General features: G+C 58.7%; 25 protein-coding genes. 12 read left to right on the top strand and 13 right to left on the bottom strand.

Going from position 1 to position 26,463, the window contains the following annotated elements:
- The first annotated feature begins 260 nt into the window (after positions 1–260).
- Positions 261–1,907: a malate dehydrogenase (quinone) gene (gene mqo, locus GNF76_RS23670; protein ID WP_155585504.1), complete on the top strand. Its 1,647-nt coding sequence runs from the start codon at positions 261–263 to the stop codon at positions 1,905–1,907.
- An 84-nt stretch (positions 1,908–1,991) separates the two neighbouring features.
- Here the strand turns inward: mqo and GNF76_RS23675 are convergent, their stop codons facing one another.
- Positions 1,992–2,654, bottom strand: a complete 663-nt coding sequence (locus tag GNF76_RS23675) for an NADPH-dependent F420 reductase (RefSeq protein ID WP_155585505.1) — start codon at positions 2,652–2,654, stop codon at positions 1,992–1,994.
- A 100-nt stretch (positions 2,655–2,754) separates the two neighbouring features.
- On the opposite strand from GNF76_RS23675, the gene GNF76_RS23680 reads away from it, so the two are divergent.
- Positions 2,755–3,651: a LysR family transcriptional regulator gene (locus GNF76_RS23680; protein WP_155585506.1), complete on the top strand. Its 897-nt coding sequence runs from the start codon at positions 2,755–2,757 to the stop codon at positions 3,649–3,651.
- Here GNF76_RS23680 and GNF76_RS23685 read toward each other — a convergent pair.
- Positions 3,648–4,496, bottom strand: coding sequence for a LysR family transcriptional regulator (locus GNF76_RS23685; RefSeq protein WP_155585507.1), 849 nt, complete (start codon positions 4,494–4,496; stop codon positions 3,648–3,650). The two genes, GNF76_RS23680 and GNF76_RS23685, sit on opposite strands and share 4 nt — an antisense overlap.
- A gap of 124 nt (positions 4,497–4,620) precedes the next feature.
- Between GNF76_RS23685 and GNF76_RS23690 the strand changes: the two genes are divergently transcribed.
- From GNF76_RS23690 to GNF76_RS23705, 4 genes are all read left to right on the top strand, one after another.
- Complete coding sequence (locus tag GNF76_RS23690) at positions 4,621–5,616, top strand: hypothetical protein (RefSeq protein ID WP_155585508.1); 996 nt, start codon at positions 4,621–4,623, stop codon at positions 5,614–5,616.
- Between the two features lie 6 nt (positions 5,617–5,622).
- Complete coding sequence (locus GNF76_RS23695; protein WP_246211972.1) at positions 5,623–6,612, top strand: 2OG-Fe(II) oxygenase; 990 nt, start codon at positions 5,623–5,625, stop codon at positions 6,610–6,612.
- On the top strand, positions 6,599–7,516 hold the full coding sequence (locus GNF76_RS23700; protein WP_155585509.1) for a DMT family transporter: 918 nt from the start codon (positions 6,599–6,601) through the stop codon (positions 7,514–7,516). The genes GNF76_RS23695 and GNF76_RS23700 overlap by 14 nt, the downstream gene beginning before the upstream one ends.
- A gap of 170 nt (positions 7,517–7,686) precedes the next feature.
- On the top strand, positions 7,687–8,016 hold the full coding sequence (locus GNF76_RS23705) for a YXWGXW repeat-containing protein (protein ID WP_155585510.1): 330 nt from the start codon (positions 7,687–7,689) through the stop codon (positions 8,014–8,016).
- Positions 8,017–8,021: 5 nt separating this feature from the next.
- Here the strand turns inward: GNF76_RS23705 and GNF76_RS23710 are convergent, their stop codons facing one another.
- Both GNF76_RS23710 and GNF76_RS23715 read right to left on the bottom strand, forming a co-directional pair.
- Positions 8,022–8,417 carry a type II toxin-antitoxin system VapC family toxin gene (locus GNF76_RS23710; RefSeq protein WP_155585511.1) on the bottom strand — a complete coding sequence of 132 codons (396 nt, stop codon included), beginning with the start codon at positions 8,415–8,417 and terminating at the stop codon, positions 8,022–8,024.
- On the bottom strand, positions 8,414–8,671 hold the full coding sequence (locus GNF76_RS23715) for an AbrB/MazE/SpoVT family DNA-binding domain-containing protein (RefSeq protein ID WP_155585583.1): 258 nt from the start codon (positions 8,669–8,671) through the stop codon (positions 8,414–8,416). Before GNF76_RS23715 ends, GNF76_RS23710 begins: the two co-directional genes overlap by 4 nt.
- A 156-nt stretch (positions 8,672–8,827) precedes the next feature.
- Between GNF76_RS23715 and GNF76_RS23720 the strand changes: the two genes are divergently transcribed.
- Positions 8,828–9,220 carry a RidA family protein gene (locus GNF76_RS23720; RefSeq protein WP_155585512.1) on the top strand — a complete coding sequence of 131 codons (393 nt, stop codon included), beginning with the start codon at positions 8,828–8,830 and terminating at the stop codon, positions 9,218–9,220.
- A gap of 1 nt (position 9,221) precedes the next feature.
- Here GNF76_RS23720 and GNF76_RS23725 read toward each other — a convergent pair whose 3' ends face one another.
- From GNF76_RS23725 to GNF76_RS23740, 4 genes are all read right to left on the bottom strand, one after another.
- Entirely contained in the window at positions 9,222–10,634 is a 1,413-nt protein-coding gene (locus GNF76_RS23725) for a pyridoxal phosphate-dependent decarboxylase family protein (RefSeq protein WP_155585513.1), read from the bottom strand.
- Between the two features lie 104 nt (positions 10,635–10,738).
- Positions 10,739–11,668, bottom strand: coding sequence for a LysR family transcriptional regulator (locus GNF76_RS23730; RefSeq protein ID WP_155585514.1), 930 nt, complete (start codon positions 11,666–11,668; stop codon positions 10,739–10,741).
- Between the two features lie 11 nt (positions 11,669–11,679).
- Entirely contained in the window at positions 11,680–13,053 is a 1,374-nt protein-coding gene (gene ppnN, locus GNF76_RS23735) for a nucleotide 5'-monophosphate nucleosidase PpnN (RefSeq protein ID WP_155585515.1), read from the bottom strand.
- A gap of 186 nt (positions 13,054–13,239) precedes the next feature.
- Entirely contained in the window at positions 13,240–14,061 is an 822-nt protein-coding gene (locus GNF76_RS23740; RefSeq protein WP_155585516.1) for an aspartyl/asparaginyl beta-hydroxylase domain-containing protein, read from the bottom strand.
- 330 nt (positions 14,062–14,391) lie between these two features.
- Here GNF76_RS23740 and fabV point away from each other — a divergent pair, with 330 nt between their 5' ends.
- Together fabV and GNF76_RS23750 are read left to right on the top strand one after the other, a co-directional pair.
- Positions 14,392–15,585: an enoyl-ACP reductase FabV gene (gene fabV, locus GNF76_RS23745; protein WP_155585517.1), complete on the top strand. Its 1,194-nt coding sequence runs from the start codon at positions 14,392–14,394 to the stop codon at positions 15,583–15,585.
- Between the two features lie 356 nt (positions 15,586–15,941).
- On the top strand, positions 15,942–16,565 hold the full coding sequence (locus tag GNF76_RS23750; protein ID WP_155585518.1) for an HAD family hydrolase: 624 nt from the start codon (positions 15,942–15,944) through the stop codon (positions 16,563–16,565).
- Here GNF76_RS23750 and GNF76_RS23755 read toward each other — a convergent pair.
- Positions 16,562–17,467, bottom strand: a complete 906-nt coding sequence (locus tag GNF76_RS23755; protein ID WP_155585519.1) for a LysR family transcriptional regulator — start codon at positions 17,465–17,467, stop codon at positions 16,562–16,564. The two genes, GNF76_RS23750 and GNF76_RS23755, sit on opposite strands and share 4 nt — an antisense overlap.
- A 102-nt stretch (positions 17,468–17,569) precedes the next feature.
- Between GNF76_RS23755 and GNF76_RS23760 the strand changes: the two genes are divergently transcribed.
- Positions 17,570–18,736, top strand: a complete 1,167-nt coding sequence (locus GNF76_RS23760; RefSeq protein ID WP_155585520.1) for an aspartate aminotransferase family protein — start codon at positions 17,570–17,572, stop codon at positions 18,734–18,736.
- A gap of 92 nt (positions 18,737–18,828) precedes the next feature.
- Here GNF76_RS23760 and punR read toward each other — a convergent pair whose 3' ends face one another.
- Positions 18,829–19,737 (bottom strand): DNA-binding transcriptional activator PunR, encoded by a 909-nt coding sequence (punR, locus tag GNF76_RS23765; RefSeq protein WP_155585521.1) that lies wholly within the window; start codon positions 19,735–19,737, stop codon positions 18,829–18,831.
- 121 nt (positions 19,738–19,858) lie between these two features.
- Between punR and punC the strand changes: the two genes are divergently transcribed.
- Positions 19,859–21,043 (top strand): purine nucleoside transporter PunC, encoded by a 1,185-nt coding sequence (gene punC / locus GNF76_RS23770; RefSeq protein ID WP_155585522.1) that lies wholly within the window; start codon positions 19,859–19,861, stop codon positions 21,041–21,043.
- A gap of 325 nt (positions 21,044–21,368) precedes the next feature.
- The gene (locus GNF76_RS23775; protein ID WP_155585523.1) at positions 21,369–22,880 is read left to right on the top strand and encodes a nucleobase:cation symporter-2 family protein; all 1,512 of its coding nucleotides are present in this window, start codon (positions 21,369–21,371) and stop codon (positions 22,878–22,880) included.
- Positions 22,881–22,952: 72 nt separating this feature from the next.
- Here GNF76_RS23775 and GNF76_RS23780 read toward each other — a convergent pair whose 3' ends face one another.
- The 3 genes from GNF76_RS23780 to GNF76_RS23790 form a co-directional block, all read right to left on the bottom strand.
- Positions 22,953–23,690: an alpha/beta fold hydrolase gene (locus GNF76_RS23780; RefSeq protein ID WP_155585584.1), complete on the bottom strand. Its 738-nt coding sequence runs from the start codon at positions 23,688–23,690 to the stop codon at positions 22,953–22,955.
- A 139-nt stretch (positions 23,691–23,829) separates the two neighbouring features.
- Entirely contained in the window at positions 23,830–25,104 is a 1,275-nt protein-coding gene (locus tag GNF76_RS23785; RefSeq protein WP_155585524.1) for an MFS transporter, read from the bottom strand.
- Positions 25,105–25,288: 184 nt separating this feature from the next.
- On the bottom strand, positions 25,289–26,443 hold the full coding sequence (locus tag GNF76_RS23790) for an acyl-CoA dehydrogenase family protein (protein WP_155585525.1): 1,155 nt from the start codon (positions 26,441–26,443) through the stop codon (positions 25,289–25,291).
- Positions 26,444–26,463: the final 20 nt, after the last annotated feature.

Below are 26,463 nucleotides of genomic sequence, written 5' to 3' on the forward strand. Positions count from 1 at the left end.
GCCATCTTGGTCTAACCTTTCTCTCGTGCGTGCATTCGAACACGCGCGGCCGGATGATGTCGCCGAGGTAGCTGAAACCAATAATGATAAGAAGTCAGCGCAGAAAGACATAAAACTGAGGTCGATGCATCGGCCTTGTGTGCCCGTTCCGGGGTTCTTGTGAGTGTGGAAAACCGTGTGGCGCTGCCTGGCGTAACGGAGGGTTTCCGCATGAAGAGAGGGCCGTGGGGCGGATGGCGTTTTATCATAGGTGCTACTTGATGTTTAAAAAAATGAACACGGCCCTGCTGGGGCTGGCTTTGTCGATGGGGATCACGTCCGTTCAGGCGGAAGAGGCAAAGAAAGTCGATGTGCTGCTGATTGGCGGCGGCATCATGAGTGCGACCCTGGGTGTTTGGCTTAATGAGCTGCAACCGGATTGGTCGATGGAGATGGTCGAGCGCCTTGATGGCGTGGCCGAAGAAAGCTCCAACGGCTGGAACAACGCCGGTACCGGTCACTCGGCCCTGGCTGAGCTGAACTACACCCCGGAAGACAAGAACGGCAACGTTGAGATCCCCAAAGCGGTCGAGATCAACGAAGCGTTCCAGATCTCCCGTCAGTTCTGGTCCTGGCAGGTTCAGCAGGGCGTTCTGAAGAACCCGCGTTCGTTCATCAACTCCACGCCGCACATGAGCTTTGTGTGGGGCGATGACAACATCAAGTTCCTGAAGAAGCGTTATGAAGCACTGCAGGCGAGCCCGCTGTTCGCCGGCATGCAGTACTCCGAAGACCCGGCGCAGATCGCGAAGTGGGTTCCGCTGATGATGGAAGGGCGTGACCCGAACCAGAAAATCGCGGCCACCTGGACCCCGATTGGCACTGACGTGAACTTCGGCGAAATCACCCGCCAGTTCGTTGCTCACCTGCAAACCACGCCGAAGTTTGATCTGAAACTGTCGAGCGAAGTGCAGGACATCACCAAGAACGCCGACGGTTCGTGGCGTGTCAGCTACAAGAACCTGAAAGACGGCACCACCACCGATACCGACGCCAAGTTCGTGTTCATCGGCGCAGGCGGCGGTGCACTGCACCTGCTGCAGAAGTCGGGTATTCCGGAAGCGCGTGAATACGCCGGTTTCCCTGTTGGCGGTTCGTTCCTCGTCACCGAGAACCCAACCGTGGCCGAGCAGCATCTGGCCAAGGCTTACGGTAAAGCTTCCGTTGGCGCTCCACCGATGTCGGTTCCGCACCTGGACACCCGTGTGCTGGATGGCAAGCGCGTGATCCTGTTTGGCCCATTCGCGACCTTCTCCACCAAGTTCCTGAAAGAAGGCTCGTACCTGGACCTGCTGACCAGCACCACCACCCACAACATCTGGCCTATGACCAAAGTCGGTATCCGCGAATACCCACTGGTCGAGTACCTCGCCGGCCAACTGATGCAGTCCGATGACGACCGCTTCAAGGCGCTGCAAGAGTACTTCCCGAACGCCAAGAAAGAAGACTGGCGCCTGTGGCAAGCCGGTCAGCGCGTGCAGATCATCAAGCGTGACGAAGAGCAGGGCGGCGTCCTGAAACTCGGTACCGAAGTGGTCACTTCCGCTGACAACACCATCGCCGGCCTGTTGGGTGCATCGCCAGGCGCGTCCACTGCTGCGCCGATCATGCTGACCGTGCTGCAGAAAGTGTTCAAGGATCAGGTTGCAACCCCTGCCTGGCAGGAAAAGTTGCATCAAATTGTGCCGAGCTACGGCACCAAGCTGAACGACAGTCCTGAGGCTGTTGCTAAAGAATGGGCCTACACCGCCAACGTTCTGCAGCTGACGCCTCCGCCAGCCATTCCGCAACTGACTGCTCCGAAAGCCACCGAGGCTGCCAAGCCTGCGGCTGAGCCGAGCAAGCCAGCGGCTGATATTGCGCTGTAAGCTGTGGGTGAGGTCCTGAGTCAGGACCACGCCAACATGAAAAGCCCGCTGAACCGGTAACGGTCAGCGGGCTTTTTCATGGCTTCAGTTATGTCGCCACTCCTCGAATACTTCCACTTGGCGTTCAGCCTGGGCCAGCGCGGCCTTCAAGCCGGCTTTATCCAGTGGGATGCAGTAAGCCGGCTTGGCCCGCTCGAATCGCCAACTCTCGTCCAGCCCTCCAGCATCCACGGCATCGAAGCCGATTTCGTCCAGCAATCTGATCACCTGCGCTTTCGCGGCGTGATCATCTGCCGCTACAGGCAGCGCACGACGGTCCGGTGAGCCTTGGGCGCGGGCGTCTTTTGTCAGGTCTGGAGCGAGGATCGCGTTGAACACCTTTACCACGTTTGCGCCAGGCAGATGCTCGGCCAGCAGGCGGCTGGTGGTGGTTTCAAAGCGATCCAGCTCGGGAATGTGTCCATCCCGGTCCGGGTAGTAGTTGTTGGCGTCCATCACCGTTTTACCCTCCAGCCACTGCGCGGGCACGCTGCGGTAATGCGCCAATGGGATTGCTACCAGCACCAGCTCGCCAAATTTCGCGGCATCCTCAGCGGTGCCCACTTTGACGCCACGGATGCCACTCGACACGCTGAACAGGGTGTGTGGGCCACGTGAGTTGCTCAACATCACTTCATGTCCGGCCGCGAGGGCCAATTGCGCCACGGCGCGCCCGATAAAGCCTGCTCCAAGAATGCCAATCCGCATGTCCCAACTCCTCTGTTGGATGGTGTGGGGTTATGATGATTGGCAACCAATAGGCGATAAACAGTGGTTTTTCGTTGGCTGTTGTTACTGGGAGTAGCGAATGATGGACCGCCTTTCGAGCATGAATGCCTTTGTAATGGCTGCCGAGTTGGGCTCCTACGCACGGGCGGCTGAACGTTTGAATATGTCGGCGCAGATGGTCGCCAAACATGTGGCCGCCCTAGAGCATCGTTTGGGGGCACGGTTGCTCAATCGCACCACCCGCCGGCAAAGCCTGACGGAGCTGGGCAGCGCGTACTACGAGCGCTGCAAACATATCCTGACGGAAGCCGAGGCAGCGGACTCACTCGCGCAGATCATGAACGACACGCCTCGCGGCAAATTGAAAGTCACTGCCCCGGTGACTTTTGGTTCCTACAGCCTGATGCCTCTGGTGACGGCGTTTCTGCGAGACAACCCGGACGTGGAAATCGACCTGCACCTGACCGACCGTTTTGTCGACATGGTGGAGGAGGGTTATGAGGTGGCGTTTCGCATTGGTCCTCTGGCAACCACCAGCCTGACTGCCAGGCCGCTGGCGCCTTACCGTCTGGTGGTCTGCGCCTCACCGGCCTATCTGGCGGAGCGCGGCACACCCCGCACTCCGGCAGACCTGGAACACCACGAATGCCTGGGGTACGCCTACTGGTCGCGTCCGGCGGATCGCGAATGGTCGTTCTACCAAGGCTCAACCTTGCATAAGGTGCAGGTTGCCAGCCGTTTGCAGGTCAACGAAAGCAAAGCCTTGATGTCCGCCGCACTGGATGGGTTTGGCATTGTGCTGGGCCCGGAAGACTTTCTTCGGCCAGTATTGAAAAACGGTGAGTTGGTGCAATTACTGCCGGACTTTGAGGCACCGAGCCGACAGATGCATCTGCTCTACACCGCGAATCGCCAGCGCACTGCCAAGCTGCGGCGGTTTGTCGAGGCGGTGATTGGGCGGTTTGGTGCGACTTAAACACTGAAGCCTTTTTTGACTTGCTCATGCAGATGCAGCGCCAAATGATTGCCGCTATCAGAGAGCAAGTAGATTTGGTGCAGAGGCAGCTCGGGCAATTGCGCACCTGGAATGTGCTGGGTCAATCCGGTTGTTATCCGACTCTCCTCAATCATGCCTACCGCCAACCCGCACATGATGGCCGCCTCCACAGCAGTCGAGCTGGCGCTCTCAAGCAGGATTCGATAGTAAACCCCGTGTTCTTTCAGCGTCTGAATGGCTGATGCTCGATACGGGCACCCCGTCAGTTGTACGGCGATTGGCAGCGGCGCCTGCTCGGGGGCCTTGAAGCGCTCTGAGGCTATCCACACGGGCTGTATTGAGCCCAGACGTTCGCCTTGTTCCAGCGGGTGTGCGCTGACGATCATTGCCAGGTCGATCTGCTCTCGGCTGAACATTGTGAACAGTTCGCCACTCGACCGGGCTTCAACTTCCAGTTCAAGCAGCGGATTGTCGGCAATCAGCATTGGCAGGAAATCGCGCATAAAGGCCGGGGCATAGGAGTCGGGAAGGCCGAGGCGAATTTTTCCCTGCATGCGTTGCGGGGTGAGAGAGGCAAGCAGGCGATCGTGGCTTTTGAGAAAGTCTGTGGTTTCGCTCAGCAATTTCTTGCCGTACATCGTCAGTTCCACACCTTGGTTGTTACGACTGAACAAGCGCTGGCCTACCAGGCTTTCCAGCTTGTGGATCTGTGTGGTCACGGTCGAAGCACTGCGATGCACATGGTTCGCCGCCTCGTTGAAGCGTCGAAAGCGGGCGACGGCATGAAAGGTTCGCAACAGGTCGATATTCAGTTGTTTGCTCATAGTTCCTCTTTTGAGGATTAGTGGTGCAGATTATTCAAATATACAAAATCATGCTCTCGACATAGCCTCTGGGTCAAACAGGAGCGCGCACCTGCACATCGAATAATAAAAAGTTGGAGCGTATATGGAGATTAATGATCTGGTTGTGGCGTCCTTGAAAAATGACCACGGCCTTGTCGGTCGTATCTGGACGATTGAAAACGCGGAAAAGTATTCAACATTGTCTGAGCACCTATCAGATATCAACCAACACGTCAGTGAAGAAATATTTGCCCTGATGACGTCGTTAAACACGGAAGGGGTGACCAATGTTGACCTGTGCGCCTCATCGTGTGGCAGAGGCTCTTTGGGGGAACTGCTGTGGTCTGTTGCCAGCGACCTGGCCGACCTCTTGGGGCAGGACAGTTTGCATTACGTCGAGTTGGGCCCCGAGCCGGTAAAAACGTCTGTTCTCATGGGTTACCTGCTTGAGAGTGGCGTAGAACAGCGGTATTACACGGCGGTTGATATCAATCGTGCGTCTCATACGGTCATGCGCAATGCAGTCGAGCCACTGCTGGAGACGCCTCAGGGATTTTGTTATCTCGCCACTGATTTCCGAGACCTGCGCAGGCACCATCTCGAGCGCGGGCAGGATGCGACCCTGATCACGATGCTGGGGTTTCAGGAAGGCAATGAGTTGCCCGACACCATTGGGGAGATTATTCGCCAGGTGGGTGGCACACGAACGTATGTCTTATCGGAAATGCAATTGTCCACGGGAGACGGTGATGGCCACATTCATCGTTTCTATGGCCACGATTGCATGAGCCGGTTTTCCGACTTGATTGGTTTGAAACTGGGGTTGAAGAAGACAGACAGTCACCAGGTGTTCGTATCCGAGATTGAGCACAACGACGATCGATTCCGTGTTGCGGCTACGTTGTTGCCCGTCAGCGATGGTCATGACGAAGGGTATCTGTTGACCAATGTCTGCCTGAAGTACACCCGTGAGCAATTTGTTCGTGTGCGACAGGAGTACGGCGGATACCGGGTTATTGGTGAATATTGCAGTGGTGATGGCAGCGTTATGTACCAGTTGTCGGAGTACTGCCTGGATCACAGTAGCGCTAACGGATAGAGGGTGATGGCTATGCGTCGAGAACGAGAGCTTCCGGTATTTGCCCAAGGCGTCGCACGGCTGAAACTGGCATTGCAGGCATCACTTTCTCCAGCGTCTACTCGGTGGAAGCATCCAGGGGCGCTGCTGGATACCTTGCAGCATTGGAGCGACGGCTATTTGCAGGACGGTCCGTCTGCATCCGGTTACCGCCGAAGCCTGTCCGAGTTCGGCTACACAGCCTCACCGTTAGAGGTTGCGACATCCGAGCAATTGACGGCTTTGGCGCAGGTGTCGGGGTTGTTTAGCGATCAGGGTGTCATGCAATTGCGCCGGGCCTGTTATCAGTTGGAGGCGGGTTCTACGGGGAGTGACTGGATTATTTCCAATCGCACCCGGAGTGCCACCGAGTCCTCGACGCTGATTCGAGAGATGATGGGCAGTCGCGCTTTTCTATTGGCAGTGTCCAGAATTGCTGGCGTTCCTCTGGTGCCCCATCCTTTTACGCGAGCGCGTTCGCAGGTCAATTATTTCTATCCGCCTCAGACACTCGATGCCAAGGCTCAACTCGGTATGTGGCATACCGATGGAACAAGTTTTGTATTGAATATTTTGCTCTCTGATCCCAGTGAGTACGAGGGCGGGGAGTTCGTCTACTTTGATGGACCGATCGATAGATTTGATGTTGGTGATTTGAGGGCGCGCGCGCGTACCAGCTCGGTCAGCGCCTGTGGCGATGCGGTCTACATCTACGGCAGCAGAGTGTTTCATGGTGTTCGGCCTCTCACCGCTGGACGTCGAATGTCACTGGTGCTGTCGTTCCACTGCCCGTATAGCACGGTGGATGTGAATAAGTTCTGGCATCTCGCTTCCGATGACGGTGTGTTGACCACTATAAGGCCGTGGTTCCAATTTAAGCGCGATTTGACAGTGCCTGCCCAGGAGCAGTATCGCCGACTGGGGATTGAGCCCATTACTTTTGCTGAACTGGCGAGTGGTCACAATGACAGTCCTTAAAGTCTCGACGGTGGGGATGTTGAAGTTATTACTGTTGCAGGTAGTCTTTGTCCTGTCCTGGAGTTCCGGTTTTATCGGCGCCAAACTGGGGGCTCAGAGCGCCGGGGCATTCAACTTGTTGTTCTGGCGGTTTTTACTGGTGTCGTTATGTTTGGCGCTGTTTTTGAACGTCAGACTGCTGAGGATTTCCTGGAGGCAAATTCGCCATCACGCCGTGATCGGTTTTCTGTCGCAATTTCTGTATCTGAGTTGTGTCTATGTGGCGATACAGAACGGTTTGCCACCGGGGATTGCCGCGATCATTGCGGCATTGCAGCCATTGATGACCGCAGCGTTGTCATCGAGCCGTGTGGCTGAGCGCAGTGGAGGTTGGCAGTGGCTGGGGTTGATGATCGGGTTTTGCGGGGTGTCGATTGTGATCTCGGGGCAGTACAGCAATAGCGGTGCCGAAGTCGGGTTGGTCATGTATTTATTGCCTCTTGTTTCTGCACTAGGACTGACACTGGCGACGTTGTATGAGCGCCGGTCAGCCCAGGCGCAGCGCGGTGACCTGAGTCAGTCACTGTTTATCCAGTCGTTGTTTACCTTGGTCGGCTTTACCGTGGCGGTGCTGTACACCGATACATTGAGCGTTCCCCGCGAACCTGAGGTATTGATTTCCATCGTTTGGCTAACGATATTTTCCACCTTTATTGCTTACCTGAGCCTATGGATGTTGCTGCGGGTGATGACGGCGACTCACGTGGCGGCGTTGGTGTATCTGGAGCCTCCTGTGACGCTGGTATGGGCGGCCCTCATGTTCGGTGATGTGATTTATGCGTCGACGTATGTGGGGATTGCGGTGGTGGTCGCGGGGTTGCTGCTGGTGCGCTTGAAACGGCCGGTCGTTGTGTGTTCATCCTGAAAAAGACTGGTTTGGTCAGTTTTTCTTTACACACAGCCTGCAGGCAGATTCAGCAAGCAGACAGATTGCACCTGTTAAAAAGTCCCTATGGCCAAGCAGGAGCGCGGCTGGAACAAGGGGGGCATTTTTTACCGGTGTAAACGTTGGGCGGTGACGCCCGAGGGTTCTGTATGTTGCTACGTTATGCAGCGTTGGCGGCCATTGTGGTCGCGGCTTCCGGGTGCGTCGAGGAGCGGGTCGTGCATGACCGGCGTCCGGTGCAGCGTGAGTATTTCGAAGTGGTAGCACCACAACCGCCACCGGCGCAGGTGGTGGAGATCGAGCCTGAAGCTCGACCGGGTTATTTGTGGTCGCGAGGTTACTGGCGTTGGGAAGGCGGGCGTTATGTCCCGGTGCACGGCCACTGGGAACAGGTCAGGGCTGGTTATCGTTATGTGCACCCGCATTGGGAGCCGCGTAACGACGGGTATCACTGGCAGGTGGGTGGTTGGGTTCGCTGACCGTTTCAGGCTAACTGCCGCATACCGGCGGCCTTGGCGGCGTTGACGTCAAAGGTCGCCGTGTATTCACATCCCGCCGCATGGGCGCAGCGTTCAATCAGGCAGTCGGCGAAGTCGGCCTTGGTGGCCGTGAATCGTCGCAGTGCTTGCCAGATGACTTCGGCATGCTCGATGGTCAGCTCCCGGGTACGCAGCAGCGTCTCCAGTACGGTTACCACTTCACCCTTGGCCGACTGGTAGCAGGTTTGTAAAACCCAAACCAGTTCCACGACTGAGACCAGGCTGACAAAGCCAGGAGAGGCGGCTGTCAGAGACTCGATCAATTTTGACGCTTTTGCCGACTGCACGGGATCATCCTGGGTGACATAACGCACCAGCACGTTCGTATCCAGGCCGATCATCCGGCTTTTGCTCCCTGTGTGGCGATGGCCTGATTCATGTCTTCGATGCTGACCACTTTGGCGGGCTTACGGATCAATCCCTTCAGATCCTGAACGCTGTGGCTCGCGGCAATGATGGCAAATTTGCCATCTTCCATTTCGACAAACTCGACCCGGTCCCCAGTGTCCAGCCCAAGGGCGGCCCTGACCTGAACAGGGATAGTGATCTGGCCTTTTGATGTCAGTGTGGCGGTCGCCATATTTATAATCTCCATCGTGATATTCCTTACCTTAGGGTAAGGATTAATGGAGGACAAGATCCATTGGTCCATAGGTTGCTCGGCTGGTGTCGGTTGATCGGAACTGATAAAAACATAGTCCGAACTCGCCCTGTCGACACGCCCGAAACGGGCTTCAAAGAGATACAACATATGACCGACCGCGAACTGATCATCCCTGATCCCATGCAGCTTATCGTTGAACGCGCCGGGTACGTTCCGGCGGTCAAAGTCGGCAAAACCCTGTACTGCGCAGGACAAGTCGGCCGCACGGCGACGCTTGAGGTGATCGAGGATCCCGAGGAACAATTCATCGCCGCCTGGGAAGACCTGCGGCGTGTACTGAAGGAGGGCGGTTGTACCTTCGAGGACGTCGTGGACATGACCACCTATCACGTGAACATGAGCCAGCACATGGCGGTTTTCCGTGAAGTGAAAAACCGCCTGTTCCCTCGTGGGATCTCTGCCTGGACTGCCATTGGTGTCGCGGAATTGGCCATTCCAGGTTTGCTGGCAGAGATCAAATGCGTGGCGGTTCAGCGCTGAATCAGGCCGCGACGACCTGCTGCAAATGCGCCCACAGCGCGGCCACATGCTCGCGCTCAGTGGTCAGCGCACCGATGGACACCCGCACCATCCAGCGACCCTGCAACGTCGCTGGCGTGACATAGACCACCCCTGACTGATTGAGCCGATTGACCCAGGCCTGGGTGTAGGCATCCAGTTCTTCGCCCGCCAAACCCGCCGGTTCGTGCCGAATGCACAAGGTTTGCAGATTGACCGGCGCGAGGACTTTCCAGTCGCCCGCTTGCTCGATCTGTTCCTTGAGCCATTGGGCATTCGCCAGGTCGCGGCGCAGGCGTTGTTGCAAGCCTTCCACGCCTTCGCTGCGCAGCAAGAACCACAGTTTCAAGGCGCGGAACCGACGACCGAGGGGAATGCCCCAGTCCCGCAGGTTTTTCACCTCGGAATCGACGCTGGTCTGCAAGTAGCTGGGGTTGGTGCTCATCACCCGGATCAGGTGCTGCGAATCCTTGACGAAATACAGCGAGCAATCAAAGGCCACCCCCAGCCATTTGTGGGCGTTGACCACGATGGAGTCGGCCTGCTCGATGCCGGCCCACATCCAGCGGCACTCCGGCAGGATCATCGCCGAGCCGGCCATGGCGGAGTCGACGTGCAGCCACAGGTTGAACCGGCGAGCGATCGCACCAACGGGCGTCAGTGGGTCCACGGCGGTGGTTGTGGTGGTGCCGACTGTCGCGGCGATGGCGCAGGGCACCAAGCCTGCGGCGAGGTCCTGTTCGATGGCGGCCTGAAGGGCGATGGGGTCCATGGCCAGGCTGTCGTCGCAGGTGATGTGACGGATATTGTCCTTACCGAATCCTGCCAGTAGCGCGGCTTTATCGACGGAACTGTGGGCGTATTCCGACACGTAGATCACCAGTGGCTTGCCTTGGGCTTGCAGGCCACCGCTCGCCAGGCCGTACTCGGTGGTACGTTCGCGAGCGCAGATCAACGCGACGAGCGTGCTGGTGGACGCAGTGTCCTGGATCACGCCGCTCCAGTTATCAGAGAGACCGACCATTTTTCGTACCCAGTCGACGGTCTTTTCTTCCAGCTCGCTGAGGGCCGGGCTCGATTGCCAGGACAGGCCGAGTACGCCGAGGCCGGTGCTGAGGAAGTCGCCGAGGATCGAGGGCAGCGAGGCGTTGCTCGGAAAGTAGCCGTAGAAATTGGGGTGCTGCCAGTGGGAAAGTCCCGGCATGATCAGTCGGTCGACGTCGCCCAGCACGTCGGCAAAGGCTTCGCCGGTCTGGGGCGCCTGATCGGGCAGGGCCTTGAGCAGGTCGCCGGGCTGCACACGTGCCATCACCGGTTGTTGGGCCACGTTGGCGTGGTAGTCGGCAATGCGGTCGATCAGTTGGTGGCCGTGACGGCGGAATTCTTCGGGACTCATGGGCGGCCTCGTTCAGGTAGATGAGGCCGTATGGTAGGCGCGAGTGCCGCAGGTCTTATAGCCGCGAAACCGCATAGCTACCATGCAGGTTGCGCATGCCTGACTCAGGCATCGGCAGGGATGCCGTAGCTCGACAGCTTCCAGATCTCGTGCACGGTATCGCGGAACCACTTGTGCTCGGCGGCGTTGTGGGTACGCTCATGCCAGATTGTCCAGTAGTGGTGACGATGGTTGATGAAGTCCAGCGGTTGCCAGGTCATCGGGTAAAAACGCGACAGGTTCACGGCAATATGTTCGGGGATGGTCAGCAACGCCGGACGACGGCTGGCAACTTCCATGGCTGCGGAAAAGAACGGCACGTTCAGCAGGATATTTCGCTGTAGGCCGAGGGCTTTCAGTTCGCGTTCGACGAAGCCGTCCTTGTCGCCTCCGCCGGTGATGCGGATATGGTCGGCGGCGGCGTAGGCCTGTGCGGTAAGCGGCATACCGGCCAGCGGATGATTGTTGGCCATCATGCACACGGGGCGATCATTACCGAGGGTGCGGCCATGTACTTCGGCGGGTTCTACATCGAGCATGGTGGTCACCAGGTCGATTTCGCCGTTGGCCAATTGCTTGTAGTCGTTAGGTTTCCAGGCCAGATAGTCCACCGCTACGTGAGGCGCAACGCTAGCCAGATGCTCCATCAGCGCCGGAAGCATGTACTCCGCGACGTAGTCCGATGACGCGATGCGAAAGCGCTGACGGCACTCCACCGGGTCGAAACGCGTGGGCGTGATCAAGGCGTCGAGGTCCGCGATCAGCTTATTCAACGGCTCGATCAGGTTTTGCGCCCGCGGGGTGTAGACGTATTCACGGCCATTGCGCACCAGCAGCGGGTCGCCAAAGGCATCCCGCAATTGGCGCAACTGACGGCTGATCAATGATTGGCTGGCATTGAGCTTGACAGCCGCGTGGCTGATGTTGCGGGTTTGCAGCACGGTGTGCAGAACCCGCAACAGGTGGATGCTCAGTGAAGAAAATGAAGACGACATGCGGCTACAAGTCACTGGACAACGCGATAACACGGCACATACGCCGCACCACCGGGCAACTTCATCCGGTGCTGCTCCACAAACGCCTTCAACAGCTCATCCAGTGGTTTCATGATCGTCGGGTCGCCGTGAATCTCGTACGGCCCATTCTGCTCGATCAGTCGAATGCCCTTGTCCTTGACGTTACCCGCCACGATCCCGGAGAACGCCCGGCGCAGGTTGGCCGCCAGTTCATGGGGCGGCAGGTTGTGGTTCAGTTGCAGGCTGGCCATGTTCTCGTGGGTCGGGTCGAACGGGCGCTGGAAGCCTTCGTCGATTTTCAGCAGCCAGTTGAAGTGGAACGCGTCGTTGCGTTCGCGGCGGAACTGCTTGACCGCCTTCAGGCCAACAGTCATTTGCCGTGCCACTTCCGCCGGATCATCAATGATGATCTGGTAATGGGCCTGGGCCGCGTCGCCCAGGGTCGCACCCACAAAAGCGTGCAGTTGTTGCAGGTAAGCCGCTGCTTGTTTCGGCCCGGTGAGGATCACCGGGAACGGCACATCGCGGTTGTCCGGGTGCATCAGGATACCCAGCAGGTACAGGAACTCTTCGGCCGTGCCGGCACCGCCGGGGAAGATGATGATGCCGTGGCCGACGCGGACGAAGGCTTCCAGGCGTTTTTCGATGTCCGGCAGGATCACCAGTTCATTGACGATCGGGTTCGGCGCTTCAGCGGCGATGATGCCTGGTTCGGTCAGGCCCAGGTAGCGGCCGCCGGTGATGCGTTGCTTGGCGTGGGAAATGGTCGCGCCCTTCATCGGGCCTTTCATCACGCCGGGGCCGCAGCCGGTGCACACGTCCAGGCTACGCAGGCCCAGCTCATGCCCGACTTTCTTGGTGTATTTGTATTCTTCGGTATTGATCGAGTGCCCGCCCCAGCACACCACAATCTTCGGCTCGACACCGGGGCGCAGGGTGCGGGCGTTACGCAGCAGGTGGAACACGTAGTCGGTGATGCCCTGAGAAGTGCTCAGGTCGATGCGCTGGCTGTCCAGCTCGTTCTCGGTGTAGACGATGTCGCGCAGGGCACTGAAGAGCATTTCCCGGGTGCTGGCGATCATTTCGCCATCGACGAAGGCATCGGCTGGGGCATTCAGCAGTTCCAGGCGTACGCCGCGATCCTGCTGGTGGATGCGCACCTCGAAGTCTTTGTAGGCGTCGAGGATGGTCTTGGCGTTGTCGATATGAGCGCCGGTGTTGAGGATGGCCAGGGCGCACTGGCGGAACAGGGTGTAGGTGCTGCCGGAACCGGCTTCACTCAGCTGCTGGACTTCACGTTGGGACAGCGTTTCAAGGCTGCCTTTGGGGCTGACGGACGCATTGATGACGGGTCTTTGGGGCATTCTGATTCCCTGAAAGCGCAGCCAGCAGGGCCGTTTACGGCCACTGGCATGAGGATAATGAGCGCCGAGCTCGGTTGCGTGTGACAGGCATTATCGAAGGCGTTGGGGCCTGAGGCAAACTCTGTCTGGCAATCCGCGATGCCCGGCGCCTTCATCATGCCGCATAAAGGTGCGCCGTAAAGCCTTTTACTGAATCAGCTTCCAGTTCTTGTAGAAGACCCGACGCAGGGTATAGACCACTGCGGCAAAGCCCGCGATCAGGCCGTTGAGGGCAAACGGTATCGGCGACGGGCGGACGATATCGATGAACAGGCAATAGCGCTTGGCGTCATTCTTGTTGAAGGAGGCGTGCATCAGCGTGTCATCGAAAATGAACAACGGGTCATCGTGCCAGTAGTGCTTGTGCTTGCCCACCTGAATGTAGACGCCCTCGTGATGCGGGGCCGGTGCCATGTTGTAGAGCACGCGGAACATCAGGCGCAGGGGGCCGAAGTGAAACGAGGTGGAACGGTTTTCATTGAATACCGAGACGCCAATGGTTTTGACGTAGGGCAGTTTTTCCTTGAGCTGCGGGATGTTCAGTGTGGTTTCGATAGGGCGCCCGTACCACTGGAAAAACAGCATGCCGCGCTTCTTCTCGGCCATGCGCGTGTCCAGGTACTGGATGATCTCATCCTTGTGGGCCATGGCATCGTCGATCACCTTTTGCAGGTCCTCACGCCAGGCGGGCGGCAGGTCGTGCATTTTGTAGAGGTGGCGATTGCGGCTGCTCAGCAGGTCGAAAAACGTGTTGAACGGTGCCAGTATCCAGGTGTTGCGCCCGTTACCCACGAAGTATTTCTTGATGGTTTTGCCGTCATACAGGCCGTTACGCAAGAAATCGTAGAGACCACAGGTCACCACCAGCGCCAAAAACACCAAGGTGGTTTTCGGGAAGCAATAAATAATCAGCAACACGGCAAGCACCCAGGCTGCCGAGATTATTTTTTTGCGGAAACTTGCACTCATGAAACTCAGCTCCAACGGGACGGATTTCTACAGTGCCGACGGAGGGGAGACAGTCGTGCAACATGTTGAAATAATCCGTACATCATAAGACGTTATTTCACTGATGGCCTTTTAAAATATTGCGAAATTGTGAAGCCCCTGCACAGTTCTTTACGCCTGGCCCTTTATTTCGTGGGTTACAGGGTTTTTTGGCCCTGGCGGATTGGATTTTGTGAACAGAAGAATTGCGACTATCGTGACGCATCGGTTTTCCGGACGTCTATGAACCGTACGATTGACGCTGTAATGGCCACCATTGGCCTTCGGCACCTTGGAAGAGGCAGAAATTTTATGATCATCAAACCGCGAGTTCGTGGGTTTATCTGTGTAACGGCCCATCCTGTTGGCTGTGAAGCGAACGTCAAGCAGCAGATTGACTACGTGACTAAGCACGGTGCCATCGAAGGCGGCCCGAAAAAGGTGCTGGTACTGGGCGCCTCCACCGGTTACGGCCTGGCCGCGCGGATCAGTGCCGCGTTTGGCTGTGGCGCCGACACCCTGGGCGTGTTTTTTGAGAAAGAAGGCGAAGAAGGCAAGCTCAGTTCTGCCGGCTGGTACAACAGCGCCGCTTTCGAGAAATTTGCCGTAGAGAAAGGCCTGTACGCCAAGAGCATCAATGGCGACGCGTTCTCTGACGAGATCAAGCGCCTGACCATCGAAACCATCAAGAAAGACCTGGGCAAGATCGACCTGGTGGTCTACAGCCTGGCCGCGCCGCGCCGTACCGACCCGCAAGGCGTGGTGCATAACTCCACCCTGAAGCCGATCGGCAAGTCCGTGACCCTGCGCGGCATCAACACCGATAAAGGCGTTGTGGTCGACACCACCCTGGAACCTGCGACCCAGGAAGAAATCGACGGCACCGTGAAAGTCATGGGCGGCGAAGACTGGCAGCTGTGGATCGACGCCCTGCGTGAAGCCGATGTATTGGCCGAAGGTGCCAAGACCACCGCGTTCACCTACCTGGGTGAAAAGCTGACCCAGGACATCTACTGGAACGGCTCCATTGGCGAGGCCAAGAAGGACCTGGACAAGAAAGTCCTGACCTTGCGCGAGAACCTGGCGGCACTCAAGGGCGATGCCCGGGTTTCGGTGCTCAAGGCGGTGGTGACCCAGGCCAGCTCGGCGATCCCGATCATGCCGCTGTACCTGTCGCTGCTGTTCAAAGTCATGAAAGAGCAGGGCACCCACGAAGGTTGCATCGAGCAGGTCTACGGCCTGTTCAAGGACAGCCTGTACGGCAGCGAGCCGAAGCTCGACGCTGATGGCCGCCTGCGTGCCGATCTCAAGGAGCTGGAGCCGAAGGTCCAGGACGCTGTGGCAGCACTGTGGAATCAGGTCGATGACCTCAACGTCAACGAGATCAGCGACTTTGCCGGCTACAAGGCTGAGTTCCTGCGTCTGTTCGGGTTTGAAATCGAAGGCGTGGACTACGACGCTGACGTCAACCCAACCGTGAAGATCAAAGGCCTGGTTCAGGCTTAAGGATTGCGGATAAGAAAGCGGCCTTCAGGGGTAATGCCAGTCAGTTAAGCGAACGCGGTGCTCAAGCCAGAGAAGAACGAATGTGGGAGCTGGCTTGCCTGCGATTGGATCAACTCGATATACCTGAAGTATCAAGGTGTCTGCATCGCAGGCAAGCCAGCTCCCACACTGAATCTGCTTCGGTTGCTGGATCTCCACTCCTTAACTGATCGGCATTACCTTCAGGGGCCGTTTTTTTTGCCTGGTATAAACACAATCAACGTTTCAGAGGCGTCCTACACATCCTTGCTTTCGCCCTTGCTCAAGGGGTATGTCAGACTGCGACAGTTATCAACTTACGCTAACGGAGGATCTTCATGACGATTCGTGCAGTAGTTTTTGATTTTGGCGGGGTCTTGTTTGACTGGAGCCCGCACCATTTGTACCGTCAACTGATTGCCGATGACCACGAGCGGCAGTGGTTTCTGGACAATGTCTGTACCCAGGCCTGGAACACGGAACAAGACGCCGGGCGCACCCTGGCTGAAGCGACCCGCACGCTGATTGCTGAACATCCGCAACATGAGTCCCTGATCCAGGCGTACTACGACCGCTGGCACGAGATGTTACGTGGCTCGCTGCCCGAAGGCGTGGCAATACTGGAAGCCCTGCATGAGGCGAAAATGCCGCTGTTCGGGCTGACCAACTGGTCGGCCGAAACCTTTCCCTATGCCCGCAAGCACTATCCCTTCCTGCAGTATTTTCGCGACATTGTGGTGTCCGGCGAGGTGAAACTGATCAAACCAGATGCAGCGATCTACTGCGCCAGTCTTGAGCAGGTCCGTGCCCATCTGCCCGACATCCAGCCCTCTGAAGTGGTGTTTATCGATGATGTGGCCGGTAATGCGGACGCAGCCATTGCCCTTGGTTGGCAGGGCATTCACCACGTGTCCGCTGAGCGAACCCGCGAGCGCCTGGGCGAATTGGGCGTGAGCTTCTAGAGCGCCCATTGTTCCATCGCGAAGTCGACAAAGGCCCGCAGCTTGGGCAGGCGATAGCGGTCCTGGGCATACAACAGGTGCATCGGCCGATAGGGAGGCTGGTAGCCCGGCAGCAACGCCACCAGTTTTCCTGCGCGCAGGTCAGACTCGACCAAGGCATCGGGCAGCATAACGATGCCCATTCCCTCTGCGGCCGCACGGTGCAAGGCCTGGGAGCTGTTGACGGTCATCGGGCCGGACACGGTGACTTCGACTTCTCCCTCGGCCCCCCGCAGGCGCCAGTGCTTGCCGGCGTTGCGCCAGTCGTCGTTGGAGGGGTAGGCGAATGCCAGGCAGTCATGTTGTTGCAGGTCTGTCGGTACTTGCGGCGTGCCGCGCCGCGCCAGGTAGTCCGGTGAGGCACACAGGGTCACGGTGTAGTTTTGCAACGGTCGGGCGATCAGGCTCGATGGGTGCAATTCACCCAGCCGGATCGCCACATCGAAGCCGCTGTCGATCAGGTCCATCGACTGATTGCTCAACACCACATACAGCTGGATCTGCGGATAGCGTCGGGAAAATGTACTCAGCGCCGGTGCCAGGCGCTCGGCACCAAACGCGGGCGGAGCGGTGATCCGCAACAGGCCCTTGGGGGCTTCGCTGTGGACTTGCTCGGCCAGCTGCTCGGAACCGGCCACCAGCCCCAGTACTTCCAGGCAACGCTGGTAATAAATGCCGCCAAACTCGGTCAGGCTCTGTTTGCGGGTGGTGCGCTTGAGCAGGCTGACGCCCAGCCGCTGCTCCAGGGCGCGCAGGTGATTGCCGACCATGGTGGTAGACATCCCGCAAGACTGCGCCGCTGCCGTCATGCTGCCGGATTCCACGACTTTTACGTACACGGTCATTGCCTGGAACAGATCCATTATCAAGCCCTGATTTAAAGTCATTGCAGTTTTGCGCAGTTTATCCAGCTTGAGTGGCTAACGATACTGCAGGCTCACGAACATGCTCCGGAGCCTGACGCCATGACCGCCGCCTGCCTGATGACCACTTATCAACCCTCACCCTTGAGCTTCGTCCGTGGCTTGGGCACACGCTTGTGGGATCAGCAGGGCCGCGAATACCTCGATGCCGTGGCTGGGGTGGCGGTGACCAATGTTGGTCACTCCCATCCGCGACTGGTAACGGCGATCAGCGAGCAGGCAGGATTGCTGCTACACACCTCCAACCTCTACAGCATCGACTGGCAGCAACGGCTGGCGCAGCGACTGGTGCAGTTATCGGGCCTGGATCAGGTGTTTTTCAACAACTCCGGCGCCGAAGCCAATGAGACGGCACTGAAACTGGCGCGCTTGCATGGCTGGAAAAAGGGCATCGAAGAGCCGCTGGTGGTGGTGATGGAAAACGCCTTTCACGGTCGCACCCTGGGCACGATGTCTGCCAGTGATGGGCCGTCGGTGCGGCTGGGTTTCCAGCGGTTGCCGGGGGACTTCATCAAGGTCGGCTTTGGTGACCTGAAGGCGTTGGAGGCGGTGACCCAGGCGTTCGGCGCGCGGATTGTCGCGGTGTTGCTGGAGCCGATCCAGGGTGAAAGCGGCGTACAACCCGCACCACCAGGTTACCTGAAGGCCTTGCGCGAGCATTGCAGCCGGCAAGGCTGGCTGCTGATGCTCGATGAGATCCAGACCGGAATTGGCCGCACCGGCCGCTGGTTTGCCTTCCAGCATGAAGGGATCGTGCCGGACGTCATGACCCTGGCCAAAGGCCTGGGCAACGGCATCCCGATTGGCGCATGCCTGGCCCGAGCCTCGGTGGCCAAGCTGTTTACACCGGGAAGTCACGGCAGCACCTTTGGCGGTAACCCGCTGGCTTGTCGGGTGGGTTGCACGGTGCTGGACATTATTGAGGAGCAAGGGTTGTTGGAGAATGCGGCGCAACAAGGCGAGTGCTTGCTGGCGCGTTTGCGGGTGGAGTTGAGCGAGCATCCCCAAGTACTGGCGATAAGGGGGCAAGGCTTGATGATCGGGATCGAGTTGGCCACGCCTTACCGGGATCTGGCGCAGCGTGCGGCGCAGGAACATGGGCTGCTGATCAACGTCACGCGGGGCAAGATCATTCGTTTGCTGCCGCCATTGACGATTGATGCCAAGGAGGTGGAAATGATCGTTCGGGCCATCTCCCGGTTGCTGTAGCCGCTGCCGAGGAACGAGGTTGCGATGGGGTGCGAAGCGCCCCCGAGAGCGGTCTTGCGGACACGCATCGCAGCCTCATGCCTCGGCAGCGGCTACACCCCATTCAGCCACTCCTGATTCATCGTCTCGGTGTCCCCCAGGTAGTCCAGCAACCACGTCATGGCCGGGGACAGTTTGTTCTGCGCCCAGGCCACGCACGACGGGCTGGCGGGGAAGGGCCGGGACAGTTGCAGGGCGACCAGTTCACCGCGCTCAATCCATGGCAATACCAGATGCGCCGGCGCCATGCCGACGCACAGGCCGTCCCGCAGGCAATCGATGGCGGACGCCCAATGCGGCACGACCAGACGGCGCTGGTTGTCCAGGGTCCAGGTGTCGCGCTTGGGCAGGTTGCGCGAGGTGTCGGTCATGCACAGGGACGCGAAGGGCCGCAGTTGATCGTCGCTGAGCAAACCTTGTTGTGCGGCCAGTGGATGGCGGGCGCTGACCACGCACAGCCAACTCAGCAACCCCATGTCGCGGAAGGTGAAGTGGCTGGCCACAGGCACCGCGCTGGTAGCGCCGATCACGATGTCGGTGCGGTCGTCCGCCAGGGCATCCCACACACCGTTGTACACCTCGTACTCCAGCAGTAGTTCCACTTCTGGAAACTGGCGATAGAAATCCAGCACCAGTTGCCGGCAACGCTGCTGTTTGACGATGGAGTCCACCGCCACCTTCAACTGGCCGCTCCAGCCATTGGCCACCTGTTGGCACAAGCGACGGGTGCCGAGCATTTTTTTCATCACGGCCCGGGTTTCTTCGACAAACAGCTTGCCGGCCGGCGTCAGTTCCACATCCCGATGGCGGCGGACAAACAGCGGCACCGCCAGCCATTCCTCAATCTGCCGCACGGTGTAGCTGATGGCCGATGGTACGCGATGCAACTCCTGGGCGGCAGCGCTGAAGCTGCCGTGGCGGGCTACGGCGTCGACCACGTCCAGGGAGTATTCAGACCACATATTGTCTGCCTTCAAAAATATTGATGTGAGTGTCCAATTATTATCGCTTCACAGGAAGAATGTCAGCTTCATACTAGGTGCCAGTCAGCAAATAGTTTGATGGCAGGTTTAGTGGGTTTCAATGAAAAATTCTTTTGGTTTCACCTGGTACCTGGCGGGGCTGAGCATGCTCGGTTATCTGGCCATGGACATGTATTTGCCGGCGTTTGGCGCCATGGGCCAGCAGTTGCAGATTTCGGCCGGTGCCGTGGGCATCAGCTTGAGTATTTTCCTCGCCGGTTTTGCCGTGGGGCAGTTGTTATGGGGGCCACTGTCCGACCGCCTGGGTCGCAAGCCGGTGTTGCTTACGGGCTTGAGCCTGTTCGTGCTCGGTTGTCTGGGGATGTTCTGGGTCGAGACCGCGTCACAGCTGTGGGCGCTGCGCTTTATCCAGGCGATTGGCGTGTGTTCCGCTGCCGTCAGTTGGCAAGCGCTGGTGATCGACCGTTATCCGGCGGACAAAGCCCATCGCGTGTTTGCCAGCATCATGCCGCTGATGTCCCTGTCACCGGCGCTGGCGCCGCTGTTGGGTGCGGTGGTGTTGAATCACTGGGGTTGGCAGGCGATTTTCGCCGTATTGTTGGGGGTTTCGCTGTTATTGCTGCTGCCGACGTTGTTTCTTAAATCTGTGCCGAAACGCCTGACAGCCAATGGCGAACAATCCCGTCTCGGCTATGGGCAGTTGCTCAAGTCGCGGGTATTCACCGGCAACGTGATGATCTTTGCTGCGTGCTCGGCCAGTTTCTTCGCCTGGTTGACTGCTTCGCCCTTCATCCTCGGCGATATGGGTTACAGCCCCAATGACATTGGCCTGAGCTACGTACTGCCGACCTTGGCCTTTCTAGTGGGCGGCTACAGTTGCCGCAGTGCCTTGCAGCGCTTCCAAGGCAAGAGCCTGTTGCCGTGGTTGCTGGTGGCGTACTGCATCAGCATGGTGGCGTTGTACCTCGTCGCCACCTTGACCGTGCCGACCCTCACTACCTTGCTGATCCCGTTCTGCTTGATGGCGCTGGTCAATGGCGCCAGCTACCCGATCGTGGTGGCGAATGCGCTGATGCCCTTTGCGGAAAACTCCGGCAAGGCCGCAGCGCTGCAAAACACCCTGCAATTGGGGTTGTGCTTTCTCAGCAGTCTTTTGGTGTCTTCGATGATCGAGCAACCGCTGCCGATTACCGTGAGCGTGATGTTGGCGACTGCGCCGTTGGCCGTGCTGGGTTACTGGCTGGCGCGGCCGAAGGCTGACCGTTCGGCGTTGGTACGCGTCTGAAGTGACAATGAGTTCAAGGTGGGAGCCGGGCTTGCCCGCGATGCAGGCGACTCGGTGCATCTGGTAGACCGAGTCGCCTGCATCGCGGGCAAGCCCGGCTCCCACCTTTGATTGGGTTTCTTCATTAGGTGGGGGGGATGCGCCGGAACATCATTTCCAGGTTTGCAGTCGAGGTCCGTTGGCGTCTTAGCTCATGAAGGCCAGGTCTTTAGTTTTGTAACGCCGATGGAGGGAATCTTGTTCGATAGATTGTATACAACTCTATGGACATCTAGTCTTCGTATTGCATACAGTGGGCGCACAACAAAAACAGAGACCCCTCACCATGACTATCCCGAAGGCGTCACCGCAACGGCCAGAAGACGAGAACCTTGGCGTCACAGCCAATATGGCTTACGGCCTGCAGCATGTGCTCACCATGTACGGCGGCATCGTTGCCGTGCCGCTGATCATTGGCCAGGCGGCCGGGTTGTCGCCGGCGGACATTGGTCTGCTGATCGCCGCGTCGCTGTTTGCCGGTGGCTTGGCAACCCTGTTGCAAACCCTCGGCCTGCCATTCTTTGGCTGCCAATTGCCGTTGGTGCAAGGGGTGTCTTTTTCAGGTGTGGCGACCATGGTGGCGATTGTCGGTAGCGAGGGTGCGGGCGGTATGCCGGCGATCCTCGGGGCGGTGATGGCGGCGTCCTTGATCGGCTTGTTGATCACGCCGGTATTCTCGCGGGTCACCAAGTACTTTCCGCCGATGGTCACCGGCATCGTCATTACCACCATCGGCCTGACCCTGATGCCCGTCGCGGCCCGCTGGGCCATGGGCGGCAACAGCCACGCTGCGGATTTTGGCAGCACGGCCAATATCGGCCTGGCGGCGCTGACCCTGGTGCTGGTGTTGTTGCTGAGCAAGATTGGCAGTGCAACCATCTCGCGGCTGTCGATCCTGCTGGCCATGGTGATCGGTACAGTGATTGCGGTATTCCTCGGCATGGCCGACTTTTCCAGCGTGACCCAAGGACCGATGTTCGGTTTTCCTACGCCGTTCCATTTCGGCATGCCGACCTTTCATGTGGCGGCGATCATCTCCATGTGTATCGTGATCATGGTGACCCTGGTGGAAACCTCGGCGGACATCCTGGCGGTGGGCGAGATCATCGACACCAAGGTTGACTCCAAGCGTCTGGGTAACGGCTTGCGGGCAGACATGCTGTCGAGCCTGTTTGCGCCGATCTTCGGTTCGTTCACCCAAAGTGCCTTCGCCCAGAACGTCGGCCTGGTGGCGGTGACTGGGGTCAAGAGCCGCTTTGTGGTGGCGACGGGCGGCGTGTTTCTGGTGATTCTTGGCCTGTTGCCATTTATGGGGCGGGTGATCGCGGCGGTGCCTACGTCGGTATTGGGCGGTGCCGGGATTGTGCTGTTTGGCACCGTGGCGGCCAGCGGGATTCGCACGCTGTCCAAGGTTGATTACCGCAACAACATGAACCTGATCATCGTTGCCACCTCCATCGGCTTCGGCATGATTCCCATTGCGGCGCCAAACTTCTACGACCACTTCCCCACCTGGTTCGCGACCATTTTCCATTCGGGGATCAGCTCGTCGGCGATCATGGCGATTTTGCTGAACCTGGCGTTCAACCACTTCACGGCCGGCAACTCTGACCAGCAGTCGGTATTTGTGGCGGGTACTGAGCGCAGCCTGTGCTTCCAGGATGTGGCGGCGTTACGCGATGGGGATTACTTCAGCGGCGGCAAGTTGTTCGATGCCGAGGGCAAGGAGATTCCATTGTTGGCGGAGGTGCCGAAGAAGGCCACGGTGGCGGGGCGGGCTGAAACCAGCCACGTGTAATCAAGAGTAGGCAAAAGAACGCCGTCTTCGGCAGCACTTGCAAGTCGCTGCGGGAGGCGGCGTTCTTTTAATTCAGTAGCACGTCTCATCCAGAAACTTCACCACCGTGCCCATGCACGCCTGGCGCTCCTCGATGTGCGGCATGTGGGTGGAATCCTCAAACAGCGCCCAGCGAACATCGGGAATCTCCTCCAGGAACGGCTTGACCACCTGGGCAGTCGCCGGGTCATGGCGTCCGGAGATCACCAGGGTCGGCACCTCGATTTTCGACAGTCGGCCGGCGATGTTCCACTCTTTCAAACGAATGGTTTGCTCCTGCTTGAGCAGGGTTTTCTGCACACCGGGTGGCAACAGTGTGCGCAGGTGCTGATTTTCGTTGATCCAGGTGCGCATGCAGCTTGGGGAGTTGGCGACAATCAGCGAGCGCAGGCCCGCAGGATGCAACAGCGCGTGTTCGCAGCCGAGCACGCTGCCCCGGGATTGTCCGAGAACGGCGTAGTGGTTGCTGATTTGCAGGTGGTCCAGCAGGTTGTCCAGTTCTTCCAGGAACAGGTTGATGGTCCAGAAGGCAGGATCCTTTTCGGGCAGGAGCGTCGAGTGGCCGTTGTCCAGTTGGTCATAGTGAATCACGGCATGGCCGCTCGCGGCCACGTCCTTGAAGGCGTCGAGGTAGTCATGGGCACCGCCCGGTCCGCCGTGGAGGATGACCAGTGGTGCCAGGCCGCTGTCGAGGTTGCCGGTCACCCGGTACCACGTGCGGTAGGCACCAAAGAAGGCAAAGCCTTCGCGGGTTGTTTCGATGAACTCCATTTCGTGCCCTGCCATGAAAAATGATCGGGTACACGATAGTCGCCACGGGAAAATTGCGTAACTAGCAAAACAGCTAGGTTTTGCCCTTTGGTCAACGCCGTGGGAGCGAGTCCGCTCCCACATTTTTATGGGCAATAACTCACTGTTTCTGTGGGTCGAACTGCTTGTCGCGGATAAACAGCGCCGGGATGACCCCACAGATAAAGTACGCGCCGCCCATCACCATGAAGCCCACGCCGATCGAGCCATGAGAGGCCAGGAAACCGATCGCCGCTGGCGCCACCGCCGCGCCAATCCGGCCGATGTTGTAGGCACCGCCCACCGCCGAGCCGCGAAATTTCGCCTCGAAGCTTTCGGTCATGTAGGTCGCGTTAACGCCGTAGGGAATGCCGTACAGGAAGCCGAACACAATCAGCAGCCAGAGGATGTTGTCCGGACTCTGGAACAGCACAATCACCGGCAGGAAGATCGCCGTGCCCAGCGCGCCGACTGCAAATACGGTGCGTCGCCCCAAGCGGTCCGCTGCCCAGCCGGCGAGGATCTTGCCGAAAATCATCGCCGCATAAGTGCCGACCATGTAGCTGGTCATCGACTTGAAGTTCATCCCCAACTCGCCTTCCAGGTAGGACGGCATCCAGTTGTTGACCCCGTAGTAACCGAATTGCAGGAAGCCGGCGGTCAGCGCCCAGAGGATGAACATGCGGCTGGCTTTCGGGTCGCTGAAGATCAGCTTGAACATGCCGTCGGGTTTTTTCGTCGCGACCTGCTTGATGCCTTCGGCCTTTTCCCGGGCGCGTTCGGCCTGGGCCTTGATCCAGGCTTGTGGTTCCGGCACCAGGCGTTGCATCAGCACGGCGAGAATCACCGGGATAATCGCCACGTAGAACAGCCAGCGCCAGCCGTGGTTGGGCAGGATCCAGCCAGCCAGCAGGGTGGCGACGATGTAACCCACCGACCAGCCCGCTTGCAGGGTGCCGAGCACGGTGGTGCGGTAGCGGGTCGGCACGTATTCGGCCATCAGGGTATTGCAGGCCACATACAGCGCGCCCAATCCCAGCGAGGCGAAAAAACGCGTGCTCGCGAACTGCCAATAACTGTGGGTCATGCCCAGGATCGCGGTGCCGACGGAGAACAGCACGATGCTCCAGACCACGGTTTTCACCCGACCGAATCGGTCACAGGCCCAGCCGCCGTAGATCCCGCCAATGGCCATCCCGGCCAGGGTGAAACTGCCCAGGCTGCCGGCCTCGACACTGGTCAGGCCGAACTCGGTTTTCAGGCTGCCGAGGCTGTAGGACAACAGCATCAAGTCCGCGCCATCGATCAGCAGACCGAGGAAGCAGAAGATAAAGACGATGATCCACAGTTTGTTTTTCGCGGGCGACAACGCACCCGCCTGAGCGGCGACTTCCATAGCGATACCTTGTTGTAGTTGTTAGGGCACTGGGTATGGGTGTTGCGGTAAAGCGGCTGAAACACGGTTCAATGTGGGAGTCGGGCTTGCCCGCGATGCAGGCACCTTGGTGTGTCAGTCACACCGCAGTGATGCTATCGCCGGCAAGCCAGCTCCCACATTTGATCGGCTGTGTGCTTGATAGTCAGTGCTGCGCCTCGCGAATCATGTTGCGGGCGATCACCAGTTGCTGGATCTGCGTCGTGCCCTCATACAACCGGAACAACCGCACATCGCGATAAAAACGCTCGATGGCGTACTCGCTGACATACCCGGCGCCGCCATGAATCTGCACGCAACGGTCCGCCACCCGGCCGCACATTTCAGTGGCGAACATCTTCGAGCACGAAGCTTCGGTGCCAATGTTCTGGCCTTCATCACGTTTGCGCGCGGCGTCCAGCACCATGCAGCGGGCGGCATAGATTTCGGCTTTGCTGTCGGCGAGCATGGCCTGGATCAGCTGGAACTCGGCAATTGGCTGGCCGAACTGTTTACGCTCGATGGCGTAGTTCAAGGCATCGTTGAGCATGCGTTCAGCGGCCGCGACGCTGACCGCTGCAATGTGCAGGCGGCCTTTGTCGAGGACCTTCATTGCGGTCTTGAAACCTACGCCTTCGACGCCACCGATCAACTGGTCTGCCGGTACCCGCACGTTGTCGAAAATCACGTCGCTGGTGTGGGCACCTTTCTGGCCCATCTTGTGATCGCGCTTGCCCAGGGACAGCCCCGGTGTGTTGCGCTCGACGATAAACGCACTGATGCCGCCCGAGCCCTTGATGTCCGGGTTGGTGCGGGCCATGACCGTGAAAATCCCGGCGTGGGGCGCGTTGGTGATAAAGCGTTTGGTGCCGTTGATCACGTAGTGATCGCCGTCGCGTATCGCCGAAGTTTTCAGCGAGGCGGCGTCGGAACCGGAGTCCGGCTCGGTCAGGCAGAACGAGCTGAGCAGCTCCCCGCTGGCCAGTTTGGGCAAGTAGTGTTGCTTCTGCGCTTCGGTGCCATCGAGCAGGATGCCAATGGAGCCGATGCCATTGTTGGTGCCGAAATAGGAGCGGAAGGCCGGAGAGGTGCGCCCCAGTTCGAAGGCGACATTGACCTCTTCTTCCATGGTCAGCCCCAGGCCGCCGTAGGCTTCGGGAAGGGTCAGGCCGAACAGGCCCATTTCCTGGAACTGGGTGACAATATCCGCCGGGACGTCATCGGTCTCGGCAAGCTCGTTTTCCCGTGGGATCAGCGCTTCGTTGACGAACTGCCGAAGGGTGTCCAGCAGAAGGTGAAGCGTTTGGGGATCTCGGATCATGTGCATTCCTCGGCGGCCCG

Source organism: Pseudomonas spelaei (genome assembly GCF_009724245.1).
Classification (GTDB): domain Bacteria; phylum Pseudomonadota; class Gammaproteobacteria; order Pseudomonadales; family Pseudomonadaceae; genus Aquipseudomonas; species Aquipseudomonas spelaei.